The sequence below is a fragment of the Pigmentiphaga litoralis genome (assembly GCF_048632615.1).
GTDB lineage: Bacteria > Pseudomonadota > Gammaproteobacteria > Burkholderiales > Burkholderiaceae_B > Pigmentiphaga > Pigmentiphaga litoralis_B.
Window position 1 is genome coordinate 4,117,325 of sequence record NZ_CP184479.1, and the last position, 15,539, is coordinate 4,132,863.

Sequence of the window (15,539 nt, forward strand, 5' to 3'; positions counted from 1 at the left end):
GCAGGGCTGGAAGCCCCGGGGAATTCTACTCGACGGGGTTCAGTCCAGCGACCCGGTCACGTCGTCGAACAGTTCATCCACCGAGAACATGCGGGGAATGATCTTTTGTTCGTATGACCAGGCAATCGCCATTTCCAGGCCCTTGCGGTTGGCCTCCAGACCCAGGGGCGGCAGTGTCGCCAGGGCCGACTCCGGCGCGAGGGCGCGGCTTTCCTTGATCATGCGGTAGATCTCGCGCACGGCATCCGGATGCTTGCGCGAGACATCCTGATGCACCACGAATACATGGTTGATGGGCACAACATGTTCGCGTTCATACCAGGCCCGGGCTGCGGCGACCGGCTCGGGGATCAGGGTCTGCACGCGGGGGTCCTTGGGCATGTCGTTGCCCAGGATGGCCGCGGCCAGTTCGCCGTCCAGCATCATCTGCGGGATGGAGGATCCCTTGGGCAGGCGCTGGCAGTTGGGTGGGTCCTGGTATTCAGCCAGATGCGATTCGTCTATCGTCATCCAGGTCACCTTGTCCAGGTCGACACCGTGCTCGTGCTGAAGAATGCCGCGCACCCACAGGCCGGTGGTCTGGGCGTAGCTGCGCACGCCTACCTTTCTGCCTTCGATGTCTTTGGGATTCAGGTGGCCGAACTCCTTGTTGAAGCCGATGCAGTGGTGCTGGAAGCGGCCCACTACGGGCGCCGGCAACATGACGAACGGTTTGCCAAAGGCCTTGGCCTGCAAGTAGGTGACGATGGCCAGTTCGCCGGCGTCGAAGTCGTTGTTGCGGATCATCGGCTTGAAGCCGTCGTGCGCGGTCTTGGGACCGCGGAAATCGAGCTGCACCTGGCCGGAGCTGACGCGGCCGTCTTTCATTGCCGCGACCACGGGCGAGTCGGCAAGGTTGGTCCTGAGGGTCAGGACGCGGGTATCGGCGGACATGGTTCTTCCTTGAATGAGGTCAATCCGCCAGTTGCGGATACAGCTTTTGCGCGGTGCCGGCCATGATCCAGTGCTGGTCCGCGGCGGGCAGGAAGTCGATGCAGCGCTTCAGGTCGTTGACGATGTCCAGCAGGCTGCCTTCGCTGGCCGGGAAGTTGGATCCCCAGGCAATGCGGTCGGCGCCGAATGTGGCGACGACTTTGCCAAAGAAGGTTTCCGGGGTGGCCTTGCCGGCCTGCGCCTCTTCCGTGTTGCGGCTGCTCAGCTTCAGGTGCACGTTGTCGTAGCGCGCCAGGTCGAACACGAACTGAGCGCCGGGGTAGGGCGCGCCATCGGCGATCGGCGGCTTCATCATGTGATCGATGATCACGTTGGTCTTGGGAAAGGCTGTCAGCAGTTTTTCCAGCGCCGGGATCGCGGCTTTGGTCATCTGCACGCAGACCGACAGGCCCATGTCGCCTGCCAGGCTCCACGCGCCATGCAGGTCGGGCGATTCCAGCGTGGGCGCCTGGCCAGGCATGGTGCTGCCGGTCGTGAAGATCCGCAGGCCTGACAGGCCTCGTTCCTTCCAGTAGCGGATCCTGTCCGCCGCATCGGAAGCCAGCAGATCGATTGAATAGACGCCTGCGAAGCGGCTGGGGTCGGTGGCAACCGAGTCGGCCACGTAGGAATTGTCGAAGCCGTAGGTGGTGGAGGAATGCACGATCGCCGCCTTGTCGACGCCGGCCTTGTCCATCTCGGCAATGAACTGTTCGAAGGTGGCCGGACGCTTGGCGGACCAGCCCGAGCGTTCGCCGCCCAGGGGGTCCGGCGGATAGGTCTGTTCGTCGGGGGAGATGATGTGGGGATGGATATCGATCAGGCGGGTTGCCATGGTGTGTGTCCTCGAGTGGCCGATCAGTTGCCGACGTCAACGAACAGATCGTCGACCGTGTGTTGTTTCTTCAGAAGGCCTTGCTGGAAGCAGTACTGCATCATGGCTTCGATGGAAGCCCGGTTGGCCTTGATGCCGTAGGGCAGGGGATCGCCCACGATCTCGGCCATGGCGCGGTAATGGGTGTCCTTGTCCGACACCGATTCGCCCGCGTCCAGCTGCTTCAGATAGATCTCTTTGGATTCGAGGAAAGCGTCGTACAGGGACTTGGCCAGCCACGGGTAGGTGGCGAGCAGTTCGTCTTTGACGACGATCAGTCCGTGCACCGGATAGATGCCGGTCTTGGCGTACCACTCGGCTTCCAGCCTGGCCGCATCCGGGAACATCTCGTGGTATTCGGGCGGCTTGATGCGGCCACCGGCTTGCCAGCCGTCGGCGGGTGCGCCTGCGCGGCCGATGCCGGCGTTGTCGGTAAAGGCCGCCGACAGGTAGCCGCTGGCCATGAGGTCGACCAGGGACTGACCATCGGCCGCCTGTTCGACGTTGCCGGGCAGCACCAGGGACGACACGTGTTCTTCATCGTCGACCACCCAGGTGATCTTGTCGTTGTCGACGCCGTACTCGTTCATCAGGATGCCTCGGGTCCACAGGCCGGTCGTGACGGAATAGGCGCGGACACCCGCGCGCTTGCCTTCGAGGTCGCGTGGTTCCTTGATGCCTGCATCATCGCGATAGACCAGGCCCGCATGATGGAAGCGGCGAAAGATGAAGACAGGCAGCGCCTTGAACTTGGCGCCTGCCTCGCGGGCGATCATGTAGGTGACAGGCGCCATTTCGCATACGTCGAATTCGACGTCGCGCACCATGCGGCGAAAGGCGGCGATGATGGGTTTGATGTCGACGAAGTCGGGTTGGACGCCTTCGATCGCGACCTTGCCTTGCTTGAGCGCGGCGGTGTGACCGTAGGTGGCGATGGCGATTTTCAGTGGCAGAGCTTGAGGGGAGGTCATGGAGTCGGTGTCTTGAGCAGAAAGGAATGGGAGGCCGCAGCCAGTGATCACAGGTCGTCGGCGCTATCGACGTAGACCAGGCCCGCGGCTTCAAGGCCTGCACGCATGCCCGCCACGTCCAGCGACAGTTCGCCCGCCGCATACCGCGGGCGTGACCGGTCTTCTTTGTCGGTGCGCTGCCGAGCCAGTGCGGCGATGCGTTCGATGTCGAGCCGGGGCACCACCACGACACCATCGTCATCCGCGATCACCGCGTCGCCCGGATGGACCAGCGCACCCGCGCAGACGACCGGAAGGTTGACGTTGCCAACGACCGTCTTGACGGTGCCGCGTGCCGATATGGCGCGCGACCAGACCGGAAAGCCCATCTCGGTCAATGTCCTGACGTCGCGGCAGCCGGCGTCGATCACCACGCCCCGCACGCCACGCGCCTGCAACGCCGTGGAAATGAGGTCGCCGATCATGCCGTCGGTGTTCTCGCACATCACGCCCACCACCAGCACGTCGCCGGGCTGGCACAGCTCGATCGCCACGTGCAGCATCCAGTTGTCGCCGGGTGCGACCAGCACCGTGACCGCCGATCCGGCAATGCTGGCGCCGGCATAGATAGGCCGCAGATAGGGCGCCATGAGGCCCGACCGGCCCATGGCTTCGTGCACGGTGGCGACACCCGCCACGCCAAGCGCCTGGATGGCGTCTTGCGGACCGCGCGGGATGTTTCGTACGGCGACTGTTCTCATGAAAAGGCCTTGTTCAGTTGATCGGAAGGTTGGCGCGCTGGATGACGGTCTTCCACTTGGCGACATCGGAGACCATCAGTTCGCGGGCCTGGGCGGCCGTCAGCGCATACGGTTCGGAATTCATCTCGCGCAGCTTCTGTGCGACTTCCGGCGAATTCACCGCCGCGACGAACGCCTTGTTGAGCTTCTCAACGATCTCGGGCGGCGTGCCAGCCCGGGCGGACACGCCGTTCCAGGACGTCACGACGTAGCCATCCAGTCCGCTTTCTTTGGAGGTCGGCACATCCGCAAGGGCCGGGCTGCGCTTGTCGTCGGCAATCGCCAGGGCGCGCACGGTGCCGCCCTTGATCGAGGCCAGCATGGGCGGGACGAATTCGAATGCGGCGTCGATGTCGCCCGACCGGATGCCTGTGAGCAGGGCGGGGCTCATCTTGTAGGGAATCACTTGGGCATCGATGCCGGCCACCGACTTGAACAGCTCGGCGCCCAGGTGCTGCGACGATCCCATGTTCGCGGTGCCCAGGCTCAGCTTGCCGGGATTGGCCTTGCCATAGGCGACCAGTTCGCCCAGGGACTTGTAGGGCGAGTCGGCCCGCACCACCACAACCAAGGCGAACTTGGACATGGTGGCGACCTGCGTGAAGTCATTGATGATGCTGTAGGGCAGGTCCTTGATCAGCGTCTGCGTGATCGCCGTGCCATTGCCCCCGGTCACCAGCGTATAGCCGTCGGCCGGCGCCTGCATGCCGGCCTGGAAGGAAGGCACGCCCCCGCACCGGGGCGGTTTTCGATCACGATGGGCTGCCCCAGGATTTCGCTGACCTTTTGCGTGACGACCCGCGCGGTCAGGTCACCGATGCCGCCCGCGCCATAAGGCAGCGACATCCGGATGGGTTTGTCGGGATAGTTGCCCTGCGCCGCGACGGGCAGGGTGGGCGCCGTCGCCAGGGCGGCGGTGGCAAGGACGAGAAGGGTCCGGCGAATCCGGAAGCGCATCAGTTTCACGGCATGTCTCCTTGTGCCAGCGTTCATGGACGTCGGCGTGTTGTCGGAATGGATGTTGCCCGTGGCCTGCTGCGTCGATCAATTGAGTATTGCTTCCGCGCGGTTGAGTGAATCGTTAAGTGGGTGCCTGAAACGGCCGTGCAGCGCCGGGGGTTGAGTGTTCCTTCAACGGCTCGGAAGGAATACTCAATGGGTCCCGCCGCGGTTGCGAAGGCAGAATGCACAGGCGTCGATACGGCACCGTTCAGGGGTTGCGACGGAACGGGGGCCGGCGGTCGGCGACGACAAGAAAGGAGACACGATGGGGAAGATCAAGAAACCCGGCGCGGCGCACCGCCTGGAGCTGGGTATGGGCCTGGGGATGGGTAAAGGCCTCGGCCTGGGCCGGGCCATGCTTTGGCGCGGGGGCCTTGCCATGGCGGCGTGCGCGGTCATGGGGACTGGCGTCCTGGCTCAGCCGCAGGGTCAGGCCCAGGACTACCCGAGCAAGCCGATCACCGTGGTCGTGGCGTTCGGGCCGGGTGGGGCCGGAGACCTGGTAACCCGCCGCGTGGCCCAGGCCATGTCCGCGACCACCGGGCAATCGGTGGTCGTCGAAAACCGCCCTGGCGCAGGCGCCGCCGCCGCAGCCGTCATCGTCGCCAAGTCCAGGCCCGACGGCTACACCGTTCTGCTGACCGGCAACGGCACGGCGATCAGTTCGGTGCTGTTCCAGAACCTGCCCTACAACCTGGCGCGGGACTTTCGCCACGTGTCGTCGATCGCGTCCTTCGACCTGGGCCTGATCGTCGACGGTCAATCGCGCTTCCGGTCAGTGGCCGACGTCATTGCTTTTGCCAAGGCGAATCCCGGCAAGCTCAATATCGGCACGTCGCGCATCGGCAGCACGCAGCACCTCGCGGCCGAGATGTTCAAGTCGATGGCCGGCATCGACGCCATCAGCGTGCCGTACAAGACGACCGGCGAAATGATCAGCGCGGTGCGCGCGAACGACGTGCAGGTGGCCTTTGAAGTGCTGTCGCCAATCCTGGGTCAGTTGTCGTCGAACGCCATCCGCGCGGTGGCCGTGACCGCCATCCGGCGTTTTCCGGGCCTGCCCGATGTGCCGACCGTGGCCGAAGCCGGTGTGCCGGGCTTCGACGCGTCATCGTGGGCCGGGTTTAGCGTACCGGCCGCGACACCGACAGCCGTCGTGCAGAAATTGGCAGCCATCGTGCAGGCCGCTGTCGCATCCCCCGAGGTGCAGGCCTCTTTGCAGGGCATGGGTTATGTGGCCAGCGCCAGTACACCCGAGCAGATGACCGCCCGGATGAACGACGACGCCGCCAAGTGGAAAAAGGTGATCGTGCAGGCCGAGATCCCGCTGCAATGACATTCGCCTGACGACACCATCCTCCGGACCTTGCATGCCGCGCCTGCTCGGTCCTGTCCCACTTTTCAAGAGCCGTTTTCATGACTCGCCCCGTTATCGATATCCACCCGCACCTCATCAGCCCCGACACGGCCACGTATCCGCGCGCGCCGCTGCACGGCAAGCCGTCCGCCTGGTCGCAGGAACGTCCGACCACGATCGACCAATTGCTGGCCGCCATGGATGACGCGGGCGTGGCCAAGGCCGCGATCGTGCAATCCTCGACCTGCTATGGGTTCGACAACGCGTACGTGGCCGATGCCGTGGCGGCGCATCCGGACCGGTTCACAGGCGTGTTTTCGGTCGACGTCATGGCCGCCGATGCGCCCGATCGTATCCGCCATTGGGTAGGCCGCAAGCTGACGGGTCTGCGTCTGTTCACGGCTGGCAGCACCATCAGCGGCCAGGCGCCCGGGCTGGGCGACCCCGCCAGCTTTCCGGCGTGGGACTGCGCGGCCGCCCTGATGCTGCCGGTCTGCGTGCAGATGCGCACCGCGGGCCTGCCGCAGCTGAAGGTCCTGCTGGATCGCTATCCGGACCTGCCGATCATCATCGATCACCTGCTGAACCTTCCGCTCGACGACGGTCCGCCGTATCACGAGGCCGAGGCGCTGTATGCCCTGTCCGCTTATCCGAACATTTATCTGAAGCTGACACCCGTGATCCTGAAGCGCGCCCGCGAAGGCAAGGCCACGCCCGAGTCATTCTTCAAGCAGGTGTTCGCCGAATTTGGCGCGCCGCGCATTGCCTGGGGATCCAACTTTCCGGCCAGTCCGGGTTCGCTCAAGGATCTGCTGCGGGACACGCAAGCGGCCCTGGCCTGGGCATCGGCCAACGACCAGGACTGGGTGTTCCGCAAGACCGCAGAAACGCTGTACCCCGCACTGCAGTCCGGCCGTGAGCCGGTTGCCAGAGACGACAACAAGGAGATTGCATGATCATCGATTGCCATGGGCACTATACGACCGCGCCCGAGGAACTGAATGCGTACCGGCGCCTGCAGGTATCGGCCTGCGAATGCGGCGGCAGCGGCTGCCTGTTTCCGGCGCCCGTGATTTCGGACGACCAGATTCGTGAAAGCGTCGAAGGCAAGCAGTTGCGCATCCAGCGCGAACGCGGCACCGACCTCACCCTCTTTTCGCCGCGGGCCATCGGCATGGGTCACCACGTGGGCGATGCCAAGACCAGCGAAGCCTGGTCCACGGTGTGCAACGATCTGATCCATCGGGTGTGCCAGCTCTACCCCGAGAACTTTGCCGGCGTTTGCCAGTTGCCGCAAAGCCCGGGCGTCGCGCCGGCCAATTGCATTCCGGAACTCGAACGCTGCGTGAACGAACTCGGCTTTGTCGGCTGCAATCTGAATCCGGACCCGACGGGCGGCATGTGGACCGATCCGCCATTGTTCGACAGGTGGTGGTACCCGCTGTTCGAAAAGATGGTCGAGCTGGATGTCCCCGCCATGATCCACGTGAGCGGGTCCTGCAACCCGCACTTCCACGCGACCGGCGCCCACTACATCAACGGGGATACCACGGCGTTCATGCAGTTCCTGACGTCCGGGCTGTTCAAGGACTTTCCGACGCTGAAGTTCATCATTCCGCACGGCGGCGGCGCGGCCCCGTATCACTGGGGACGCTACCGTGGCCTGGCGCTGGACATGGGCTTGCCGCCCTTGAAGGAACTGCTGCTGAACAATGTCTACTTCGATACCTGCGTGTATCACCAGCCCGGCATCGATCTGCTGCTGGACGTGATCCCGCCCGAGAACATTCTGTTCGCGTCGGAAACCGTGGGCGCCGTGCGCAGCATCGATCCCGAGACAGGCTTTTTCTTCGATGACACCCGGCGGTACATCGATGCGTCGCGGGTCGATGAGGAGGCGAAGGCAAAGATTTTCGAAGGCAACGCCAGAAAGGTTTACAGCCGCCTGAAGGTGTGACGGCAGGTGTAATGGGGCGTTGCCGCCGAATGCCTGTTATGCCATGGCTTCGGGCGGCGCGACGGCGGCGTCGAACTGCTGACTGCGCGTCAGGCCGTCGGCAACAAAGCCCGACGCCTTCATCTCTTCAACGAAGGCATGGACATACGCAAACGCCTGCGGACGGCCCTTGGGCACGGCCATGGCCTGCTCGATGGCCGTGAAGCGACCTTCGATCACACGCCAGCCAGGATGCGCCGCCGCGTACTTGATCAGCGGCTGCTTGACCCCGGCGACGGCTTCGAGCTTGTCCGCCACGAACAGGTCGATGGCATCGGCCGAGGTGGCGGCGCGCACGATCTCAGCGTGCTTGAGCGTCCGGCTCAGGAACAGGTCATACGCCGCGCCCTTGCTGACGGCGACGCGCACGCCGCCAGCATCGACGTCGGCGATGGTCTGAAGCGGCGAGTCCGCCGGCACCAGGTAGCTGCCCTCGATGATGACGTACGGCGCCGTGAAGGAGATACCCGTGGCCCGTGCGGGATCACGCGCCATGAAGCCGATATCCCACACGCCGTCCTGCGCCTGATCGGCCACCACGCCCGCCGATTCGTACGACAGGAAATCGACTTCCAGACCCAGTCGGCGAGCCAGTTCGCGTGCCAGGTCCACCGTCACGCCGGCTGGCTGGCCTTGCGCATCGCGCTGCGCGAGGACGATATTGCCAAAGTTGAGCGCGGCGCGCAGACGGCCCGTGGGGGCCAGTTCGCGGATGAGATCAGGGGATGCGGTCATGGAGTCTCCTTGAGCGGTGGGAAGTGTTTGTCTGCGTCACTGTACCTGTGTCGGTGGAGGACGGCCACTTTGAACGATGCGGAGTGGCGTCGGGACGAAGAGCCTTGCGGGTTAACGTTGGGGGTGGCGTTGTGGGCAGCGTTGTCGGTAGCGAAAAGTTGGCGTGCGGGGTTACGGCGCAAGACGTCACCGGGAGGTGTCCGAAAGGTTCACGATTAGTCATCGCCGCCGTCCGTGATTCGCGTCTATGACGTATCGCGCACGATCGAATAGACCGTTACGCTGGGTGTCTTTGCCGCCGCCTTAACCGCTCGCGTGATCGATCGCTCCACGACGTCACTTGTTACCTTGCTCGCCCCCGTGCGTTGCGTGTTGCCCCACGTTGCGATCCCTATCTTGTGACCTGCACGTCCCGTCCGTAACTTGGTCGTCGTGCCCTTACCGGAAGTCCCATGAAACAACACCCCGTCGAACACTACGGCGGCGACTCGTACGTCTTGCTCGTCTATCGCTGCGCGGCTGGTTATGCCGTCGACTGCTGGGTCACGGAAGGTGATTCCGGTGTGTCGACCCGCAACCCCTGGTTTGGCGGGAAAGGCGTGTCCGTGTTCAGAAGGGAACCGGAAGCGGAAGAGGGCGGCCGCGCGTTGGCGAAGCGGTGGATCGATCGGCATCGGCGGTAGGACGAGTCTGTCCAGGACCTGTGGCGCCTGCGTATAGGCGTGCGTCGATAAGTCTGTGAGCATGCGTGGAAGCTTCAACATGTTCTTGACAGCGCGCTGCGCTGCTTCCCTTTTGCAGACCGGCGTCCATGGCAGCAACCTTCTTTGGTTTATTAGCTTTCAACCGACCATTCGACTGGATTGTTGTAACCCCAAGGGTTACAATGCACTCATGATCAAGAGCTTCTCTCACAAAGGATTGGAGAGGTTCTTCCATGAAGGCAGCCACGCCGGTATCAAGGCCATCCACGCTCGCAAGCTGAAACTGATCCTGGCAGCGCTGAACGAGGCGCGACGCATCGACGATGTGGACGTGCCCAGCTTTCGTCTGCACGAACTGCGCGGTCAGCTTGCCGGCTTTTGGGCGGTAACTGTCCAGGCCAACTGGCGCATTACGTTTCGAATGCTGGAAGGCGATGTCTATGTAGTCGATTATGTCGACTACCATTGAGGTGAACCATGACCATGTACGATCCGCCGCACCCTGGCGAACTGCTGAAGGAAGGGTGGCTAGACGCACTGGGGCTGTCCGTTACGGCGGCCGCCACGATGCTGAAAGTGTCGCGCAAGACCTTGTCGGAGATCGTCAATGCCCGCGCGGCGATCTCGCCTGAGATGGCCATGCGCCTGGAAGCCGCATTTGGCAAAAGCGCTGAAAGCTGGCTGAGTCATCAGGCTGCCTACGATCTATGGCAGCTCAGGCATCGTAGTGCGGATCTTGGTATCCGGCGCATGGTCTTGACGGCCTAGGGGCGGATCCGCCCGTTCCCCTCCGCGCAGGCGTGTTCATGTGGACACCGGACTGAAGGCACCAGACTGCAGGCACCAGACGCAAAGAAGCCACCATTGCTGGTGGCTTCTTTGCCTGATTTGCATCAGAAATACTGGTGGGTCGTGCGGGGATCGAACCCACGACAAACGGATTAAAAGTCCGCTGCTCTACCAGCTGAGCTAACGACCCGAAGCCATAGATTATGGCAAAGGTCGCGGCGGCTGTCAAATCCAAACCGCCGCTACTGCAATCAACCGCCAAAGCAGCCGCTTGCAGCGCCTTGTTACTTCAGGAGTTCAAGCCTGTCCTTGGCCGTCTGCGCCGCGGGCACACCGGGGTAGTCCTTGACGATGCGTTCGAGCGTGACGCGCGCGCCGCGCCGGTCGTTGAGTTCGACCTGGCTGCCGGCGATCACGAGCAGCGCATCGGGAGCCCGCACGTTGGTCGGGAAGTTCTTGACCAGCGCCTGCTGCTGCGCGATCGCGGCCTTGTAGTCCTTGAGCGCGTACTGGCTGCTGCCGATATAGAACTGGGCGGCAGGGGTGTACGGGCTTTGCGGGTACTGGCGCACGAAGGCGGACAGCGCGGGAATAGCATCGGCGTAGGCACCGCTGCGGAACATGTCGATCGCGGCGTCATACGACCGCTTTTCGCCCGGGTCGACCATCGCCTGCTGGCCGTCGATCGACGCGGCTTGCGGCTCGAGCCGCTTCAACCGGGTGTCGACGTCCAGGTAGATGTCTTTCTGGGCTTGCTGCGTGTCGGCAACCTGCTTCGTCAGGATTTCGATCTGCCCGCGCAAGCGGGCGATTTCTTGCTGCTGCGCTTCGATCTGGCCAGCGAGCTGCAGTTGCGCGCGCTGGTTGTTTTCAAGGCGCGACAGCGCGTCCTGAAGCTGCTGGGCCTGCTGGTCTGATCGGTCGCGCGCTTCCTTGCGCAGGTCGATGATGGCCTGGCGCGCGTCGTCATCGGAGAACAGCGCGGCGTGGGCCGGGACACTTGACAGCGCGGCGCTCAAACCGAGCACGGCTGCCAAGACCTGATTGCGGGAAGCGCGAAACATCATTGCGGCAGATCCTTAACGGTAAACGATATCGGCACGACGGTTTTCGGCGCGCGACGATTCATCGCTGCCGGAAGCCTTCGGCTTTTCCTTGCCGAACGACACGGCTTCGACCTGGTCGTCACGGACGCCCAACAATACCATCATGCGGCGCACGGCTTCCGAACGGCGCTGGCCCAGGGCCAGGTTGTATTCGCTGCCACCCAGATCGTCGGTGTTGCCTTCGATGACGATCTTGCGGTTGCGGTTCGAGTTCAGGAAGCGCGCGTGGTTTTCGACCAGCGGCTTGAACTTGTCGCTGACGGCGTAGCTGTCGAAGTCGAAGTACACCGAGCGCTGGGCCAGCACGCCCTTCGGGTCGTTCAGGGGATCGAGACCGCCCTGGGTGGTGTCGACGCGAGCGACGCCACGTGGATCGGCGCCGGACTGCGAGCCTGCGGTGCGGTCTTCAACCGGCACGTTCGAGCTCTCGTCGAGCTTGACCGGGCTGGAGCAAGCGGTGATGACGGCGGCGAGGCCGGCAACCATAAACATCTTCAATGCACGTGTAGACATGATCGATTCCTTGGGTTTTTTCAGAGATGAAAGCGTGGGTAGAAAACGAATTGCCGGATTAATCCAACCCGTTACGTGGCAGTGTCACATGGACTACGCGCCGCCGCTCGTTGCAAGGCGTGACAACGATGCGGCGGCGCGACATTTCGCCAGAGTGGGTCGTATCAGTTGGTGAGGAAAGGCCCCCAGGTGGGTTCGCGCACGTCTCCGCTCAGTACCGAGAGCGTCTGCGTGATGCGGCCGTCGGATGACACGGCCGCAAGCACGCCACGGCCGCCTTGGGACGTTGCATACAGAATCATTTTTCCGTTGGGAGCAAAACTTGGTGACTCGTCTTTGCCGCTGTTGGTAAGCAGCATTTCGTTGCCGGAGGCAAGGTCGAGCGAAGCGATCTGGTAACCGGCACGGCGAGTGACATACACCAAGGTTTTGCCATCGGGCGACAACTGGGGAGAGATATTGTAATTGCCTTTGAAGCTCACGCGCTCGGCAGAACCGCTGTCGATGCTCAAACGATAGATTTGTGGCGCGCCGCCGCGGTCGCTGGTAAACAGCAGCGACCTTCCGTCGGGTGTGAACACTGGCTCAGTGTCGATGCCGGGGGATTGCGTCAGGCGGCGCAGGCCCGAGCCGTCGGCGCCCAGCAGGTAGATCTGCGACAGGCCGTCACGGGTCAGCACGACCGCCAGCTGGTTGCCGTTGGGCGACCAGGCCGGCGCGCTGTTGTTGCCTTTGAAGTTGGCGACCGGCACGCGCTGGCCTGTCTGGATGCTGTGCACGTACACGACTGGCTTGCGCGACTCGAAGCTGACGTACGCAAGGCGCGAACCGTCGGGCGACCAAGCGGGCGAGATGATCGGCTCGCGCGAACGCAGGGCGGTCTGGGCGTTCTGGCCATCGGCGTCGGCGATCTGCAGTTCGAACAGCGGACCTTGCTTGAGGACGTAGGCAATACGGGTCGAGAACACGCCACGGTCGCCCGTCAGCTTCTCGTAGATACGGTCGGCGATCTGGTGGGCGGTGCGGCGGATTTCGTTGGGATTGTTGCCGGCGGCGAACGCGACGCCGTCGATCTGGGCCTGCTTGACGGTGTCGACCAGGCGGTAGCGGATGTCATACCGGCCATCGGCTCCACGCTGCACGCTGCCAACCGACAACGCGTCGGCGCCCCGGGTCTTCCACGCAGCAAAGCCGATCATGGACGAGTCCGACAGGTTGGCGCCGGTGGCGTCGATCAGCTTGAAAAGGCCGGTGCGGCCCAGGTCGGCGCGAATCACGTCGGCGATCGCCTTGCCCTGCGGGTCGGACGATTCGAAGTCGGCGATGGCGATCGGATACTGGTTGGCGCCGGCGCCCGAGATCTGCACTGTCAGTTGGGCATGGGCGGCGCTGGCCGCCAGCCCGATGGCAGCGGTCATCATCGACAGGACGGCCGTCCGCAGACGGCGTTTCAGGGACAGGCCGAGGCCGTGGCGGCGCGCCGCGCTGGGCGGCGGCGTGAGGGCGAGGGTATGTGCAGGGGTCATTAGTCGAACATCCGATATTGAACTTCTATGTTGGACTCGAACCGGCCGGAAGGCGGGCGCGGGAACGGATCGCAGCGCCGGATGCCGTTCTCGACGGCGCGGTCGAACGCGGGTACGCCTGAGCTGCGAATCAGGCGTGGGGCTCCGGCTTGGTCGCCGGAAGGTAATAACTGGACTCGAAAGACGGCGGTCGGGTTCCCGTTGGCGGAGCTGCCGGTAGCGGCGTAGATCACGCCCGGACGCACGCACGACCGGATCAGGTCGGCATACCCGGGGTTGCCACTTGCGCCAGCGGCCTGGTTGCGATCGGCGTTGCCGCCTTCGCGGCCCCCTTCACGCCCGCCTTCCAGGCCGGCTGCGCGCGCGGTGTCGCTGCGGAAGGCTTCACGCAATTTGCGGTCGCGTTCGTCGGACGCACGCTTTTCGGCCGCGGCCTTCTTGTCGGCCGCGACCTTTTCCGCCGCGGCCTTCTCGGCTGCCGCCTTGTCGGCGATGGCTTTCTGGGCCTTTTCGGCAGCCAGGCGATCGGCTTCCTTCTTGTCGGCCAGCTTCTTGTCCGCTTCCTTTTTGTCCTGGTCGCGGCGCGCCTGTTCAGCCTGAAGACGGTCGGCTTCTTTCTTGTCGGCGGCCTTCTTCTCGGCCAGCTTGCGGTCGGCTTCCTTGCGGTCGCGTTCGCGCTGTTCGGCGGCGTCCTGGTCGGCCTGGCGTTTCTTTTCGGCTTCGCGGCGCTTTTTTCCTGCTCGATGGCGATGTCGGGCTTTTCCGGCGTCACGCGCGTTTCAGGCGGTGGCGGCGGGGGAGGCGGCGGCTTGGGCGTGGGCGCCGGGCGCGGCGGAGGCGTGGGCGCCGGCGTGGGGTCCGGCGTCGGGTCGGGCTCGGGCCGGTTCGGTGGCGGCAGGGCCGTCCACAGTTCGGCTTGCACCGGCCCGGGCGCCGTCGTATTCCACGACAGGCCGAAGATGAAGGCGAGCGCCAGCATCAGGTGCATGAGCACCGCCAGGCCTACCGCGAGCCACTTGCCAGGCTCGGGCGGGACCGGAAGGGGACGGCGGGTATTGTCGTTCGGCACCATAGACGATCAGGAACCTTGCTTCACGAGCAGTCCGACGCGCGCCACGCCCTGTTTCTGGAGGTCGTCCATGACGGTCAGCACGGCTTCGTACTGCGACTTGCGGTCGGCGGAAATCACGACCGGCTGGTTGGGATGCTCGGTCTGGCGTTCGCGGGCGATACGCGCCAGATCGTTGCGCGCCACCGTTTGCGGGCGGCTGTCGCCGCGTTCGCGGTCGCGGATCTGCACGGTGCCGTCGGCATTGAGCAGCACTTCGAGCGGCTTGACCGGCATCTGCGCGGCGCGGCCCACCGTGGGCAGGTCGATGACGCCAGGAGGCGCCATCGGCGCGGTGACCATGAAGATCACCAGCAGCACCAGCATGACGTCGATGTAGGGAACGACATTGATGTCGGTCATCGCGCGACGGCCGCGACGGCTTCCGGAACGTACGGACGGCATCAGCGCACCTGTCTTTGCAGGATGTTCAGGAACTCGTCGATGAAGCTGTCGAAGCGGATCGCGATCCGGTCGATGTCATGCGAGTAGCGGTTATAGGCCACGACCGCCGGAATGGCTGCGAACAGGCCGATCGCAGTGGCGACCAGGGCTTCGGCAATACCGGGCGCCACGCTGGCGAGCGTGGCCTGCTGCACGTTGGCCAGGCCGCGGAAGGCATGCATGATGCCCCACACCGTGCCGAACAGGCCGACGTACGGGCTGACCGAGCCGGTCGAGGCCAGGAAGTTCAGGTGCGATTCAAGGGCGTCCATTTCCCGTTGATAGGCGGCACGCATGGCGCGACGCGAGCCGTCCAGGAGCGTGTTGGTGTCGACCATCTTGACCTGGCGGCCCTTGACGAATTCGGCCATGCCGGCTTCGAAGATGCGCGCCAGCGCGCCATGCTCGGTGCGGCGCGTGGCCACCGACTGATGCAGCATGTTCAGGTCGCCGCCCGACCAGAAATCGGATTCGAAGCGGTCGGTCTGTGCCTTGGCCTGCTTGAGTGCGATGGCCTTGCGGAAGATAAACGTCCAGGACATCAGAGAAACAACCGCCAGGATGCCCATCACGAGTTGCACCGTGAAGCTGGCCTGGGTAATCAGAGACAGGATCGACATGTCCTGGGTGGCGTTCATGCAAAGTCCTTGTAGATATTCGAAA

16 protein-coding genes, 1 tRNA gene and 2 pseudogenes are annotated in these 15,539 nt (G+C 64.0%); 6 read left to right on the forward strand and 13 right to left on the reverse strand.

What is annotated here, in order from left to right:
- Positions 1-39 precede the first annotated feature (39 nt).
- From ACNANG_RS18940 to ACNANG_RS18960, 5 genes and pseudogenes are all read right to left on the reverse strand, one after another.
- Positions 40-933 (reverse strand): phosphate ABC transporter substrate-binding protein, encoded by an 894-nt coding sequence (locus ACNANG_RS18940; RefSeq protein WP_420224310.1) that lies wholly within the window; start codon positions 931-933, stop codon positions 40-42.
- 19 nt (positions 934-952) lie between these two features.
- Positions 953-1,807: an amidohydrolase family protein gene (locus ACNANG_RS18945; protein WP_420224311.1), complete on the reverse strand. Its 855-nt coding sequence runs from the start codon at positions 1,805-1,807 to the stop codon at positions 953-955.
- Positions 1,808-1,830: 23 nt separating this feature from the next.
- Positions 1,831-2,817 carry a PhnD/SsuA/transferrin family substrate-binding protein gene (locus ACNANG_RS18950; RefSeq protein ID WP_420224312.1) on the reverse strand — a complete coding sequence of 329 codons (987 nt, stop codon included), beginning with the start codon at positions 2,815-2,817 and terminating at the stop codon, positions 1,831-1,833.
- A gap of 47 nt (positions 2,818-2,864) precedes the next feature.
- Positions 2,865-3,557: a 4-carboxy-4-hydroxy-2-oxoadipate aldolase/oxaloacetate decarboxylase gene (locus tag ACNANG_RS18955; protein ID WP_420224313.1), complete on the reverse strand. Its 693-nt coding sequence runs from the start codon at positions 3,555-3,557 to the stop codon at positions 2,865-2,867.
- A 13-nt stretch (positions 3,558-3,570) separates the two neighbouring features.
- A pseudogene (locus ACNANG_RS18960) lies at positions 3,571-4,589 on the reverse strand (Bug family tripartite tricarboxylate transporter substrate binding protein).
- Between the two features lie 274 nt (positions 4,590-4,863).
- On the opposite strand from ACNANG_RS18960, the gene ACNANG_RS18965 reads away from it, so the two are divergent.
- From ACNANG_RS18965 to ACNANG_RS18975, 3 genes are all read left to right on the forward strand, one after another.
- Positions 4,864-5,934, forward strand: coding sequence for a Bug family tripartite tricarboxylate transporter substrate binding protein (locus ACNANG_RS18965; protein WP_420224314.1), 1,071 nt, complete (start codon positions 4,864-4,866; stop codon positions 5,932-5,934).
- An 80-nt stretch (positions 5,935-6,014) separates the two neighbouring features.
- Positions 6,015-6,911, forward strand: coding sequence for an amidohydrolase family protein (locus ACNANG_RS18970; protein WP_420224315.1), 897 nt, complete (start codon positions 6,015-6,017; stop codon positions 6,909-6,911).
- Entirely contained in the window at positions 6,908-7,912 is a 1,005-nt protein-coding gene (locus ACNANG_RS18975) for an amidohydrolase family protein (protein ID WP_420224316.1), read from the forward strand. Before ACNANG_RS18970 ends, ACNANG_RS18975 begins: the two co-directional genes overlap by 4 nt.
- Positions 7,913-7,948: 36 nt before the next feature.
- Here the strand turns inward: ACNANG_RS18975 and ACNANG_RS18980 are convergent, their stop codons facing one another.
- Complete coding sequence (locus tag ACNANG_RS18980; RefSeq protein ID WP_420224317.1) at positions 7,949-8,686, reverse strand: ABC transporter substrate-binding protein; 738 nt, start codon at positions 8,684-8,686, stop codon at positions 7,949-7,951.
- Positions 8,687-9,138: 452 nt separating this feature from the next.
- On the opposite strand from ACNANG_RS18980, the gene ACNANG_RS18985 reads away from it, so the two are divergent.
- From ACNANG_RS18985 to ACNANG_RS18995, 3 genes are all read left to right on the forward strand, one after another.
- On the forward strand, positions 9,139-9,369 hold the full coding sequence (locus ACNANG_RS18985; protein WP_420224318.1) for a hypothetical protein: 231 nt from the start codon (positions 9,139-9,141) through the stop codon (positions 9,367-9,369).
- Between the two features lie 79 nt (positions 9,370-9,448).
- Complete coding sequence (locus ACNANG_RS18990) at positions 9,449-9,859, forward strand: type II toxin-antitoxin system RelE/ParE family toxin (RefSeq protein WP_420224319.1); 411 nt, start codon at positions 9,449-9,451, stop codon at positions 9,857-9,859.
- An 8-nt stretch (positions 9,860-9,867) separates the two neighbouring features.
- Positions 9,868-10,158, forward strand: coding sequence for a HigA family addiction module antitoxin (locus ACNANG_RS18995; protein ID WP_420224320.1), 291 nt, complete (start codon positions 9,868-9,870; stop codon positions 10,156-10,158).
- Positions 10,159-10,293: 135 nt separating this feature from the next.
- Here the strand turns inward: ACNANG_RS18995 and ACNANG_RS19000 are convergent.
- The 7 genes and pseudogenes from ACNANG_RS19000 to tolQ all read right to left on the reverse strand — a co-directional run bounded on the left by ACNANG_RS19000 (position 10,294) and on the right by tolQ (position 15,514).
- Positions 10,294-10,369 (reverse strand) — tRNA-Lys (locus ACNANG_RS19000).
- 94 nt (positions 10,370-10,463) lie between these two features.
- Positions 10,464-11,246 carry a tol-pal system protein YbgF gene (gene ybgF, locus ACNANG_RS19005; RefSeq protein WP_420224321.1) on the reverse strand — a complete coding sequence of 261 codons (783 nt, stop codon included), beginning with the start codon at positions 11,244-11,246 and terminating at the stop codon, positions 10,464-10,466.
- Between the two features lie 12 nt (positions 11,247-11,258).
- A complete protein-coding gene (pal, locus tag ACNANG_RS19010) occupies positions 11,259-11,798 on the reverse strand; it encodes a peptidoglycan-associated lipoprotein Pal (protein ID WP_420224322.1) in 540 nt (179 codons plus the stop codon).
- 164 nt (positions 11,799-11,962) lie between these two features.
- Positions 11,963-13,219, reverse strand: coding sequence for a Tol-Pal system beta propeller repeat protein TolB (gene tolB, locus ACNANG_RS19015; RefSeq protein ID WP_420227584.1), 1,257 nt, complete (start codon positions 13,217-13,219; stop codon positions 11,963-11,965).
- A gap of 104 nt (positions 13,220-13,323) precedes the next feature.
- A pseudogene (gene tolA / locus ACNANG_RS19020) lies at positions 13,324-14,022 on the reverse strand (cell envelope integrity protein TolA); the annotation flags it as partial.
- Positions 14,023-14,402: 380 nt separating this feature from the next.
- The gene (locus tag ACNANG_RS19025; RefSeq protein WP_420224323.1) at positions 14,403-14,837 is read right to left on the reverse strand and encodes an ExbD/TolR family protein; all 435 of its coding nucleotides are present in this window, start codon (positions 14,835-14,837) and stop codon (positions 14,403-14,405) included.
- Entirely contained in the window at positions 14,837-15,514 is a 678-nt protein-coding gene (tolQ, locus tag ACNANG_RS19030) for a protein TolQ (RefSeq protein ID WP_420224324.1), read from the reverse strand. Before tolQ ends, ACNANG_RS19025 begins: the two co-directional genes overlap by 1 nt.
- Positions 15,515-15,539: the final 25 nt, after the last annotated feature.

Bases quoted from the DNA above. Each gene is read 5' to 3' on its own strand.
- ACNANG_RS18950 (WP_420224312.1), bottom strand. From the start codon at position 2,817: ATGACCTCCCCTCAAGCTCTGCCACTGAAAATCGCCATCGCCACCTAC.
- tolQ (WP_420224324.1), bottom strand. From the start codon at position 15,514: ATGAACGCCACCCAGGACATGTCGATCCTGTCTCTGATTACCCAGGCC.
- ACNANG_RS18975 (WP_420224316.1), top strand. From the start codon at position 6,908: ATGATCATCGATTGCCATGGGCACTATACGACCGCGCCCGAGGAACTG.
- ACNANG_RS18990 (WP_420224319.1), top strand. From the start codon at position 9,449: ATGTTCTTGACAGCGCGCTGCGCTGCTTCCCTTTTGCAGACCGGCGTC.
- ACNANG_RS18955 (WP_420224313.1), bottom strand. From the start codon at position 3,557: ATGAGAACAGTCGCCGTACGAAACATCCCGCGCGGTCCGCAAGACGCC.
- pal (WP_420224322.1), bottom strand. From the start codon at position 11,798: ATGTCTACACGTGCATTGAAGATGTTTATGGTTGCCGGCCTCGCCGCC.
- ACNANG_RS19025 (WP_420224323.1), bottom strand. From the start codon at position 14,837: ATGCCGTCCGTACGTTCCGGAAGCCGTCGCGGCCGTCGCGCGATGACC.
- ACNANG_RS18965 (WP_420224314.1), top strand. From the start codon at position 4,864: ATGGGGAAGATCAAGAAACCCGGCGCGGCGCACCGCCTGGAGCTGGGT.
- ACNANG_RS18945 (WP_420224311.1), bottom strand. From the start codon at position 1,807: ATGGCAACCCGCCTGATCGATATCCATCCCCACATCATCTCCCCCGAC.
- ybgF (WP_420224321.1), bottom strand. From the start codon at position 11,246: ATGATGTTTCGCGCTTCCCGCAATCAGGTCTTGGCAGCCGTGCTCGGT.
- ACNANG_RS18985 (WP_420224318.1), top strand. From the start codon at position 9,139: ATGAAACAACACCCCGTCGAACACTACGGCGGCGACTCGTACGTCTTG.
- ACNANG_RS18970 (WP_420224315.1), top strand. From the start codon at position 6,015: ATGACTCGCCCCGTTATCGATATCCACCCGCACCTCATCAGCCCCGAC.
- ACNANG_RS18980 (WP_420224317.1), bottom strand. From the start codon at position 8,686: ATGACCGCATCCCCTGATCTCATCCGCGAACTGGCCCCCACGGGCCGT.
- tolB (WP_420227584.1), bottom strand. From the start codon at position 13,219: ATGATGACCGCTGCCATCGGGCTGGCGGCCAGCGCCGCCCATGCCCAA.
- ACNANG_RS18940 (WP_420224310.1), bottom strand. From the start codon at position 933: ATGTCCGCCGATACCCGCGTCCTGACCCTCAGGACCAACCTTGCCGAC.
- ACNANG_RS18995 (WP_420224320.1), top strand. From the start codon at position 9,868: ATGACCATGTACGATCCGCCGCACCCTGGCGAACTGCTGAAGGAAGGG.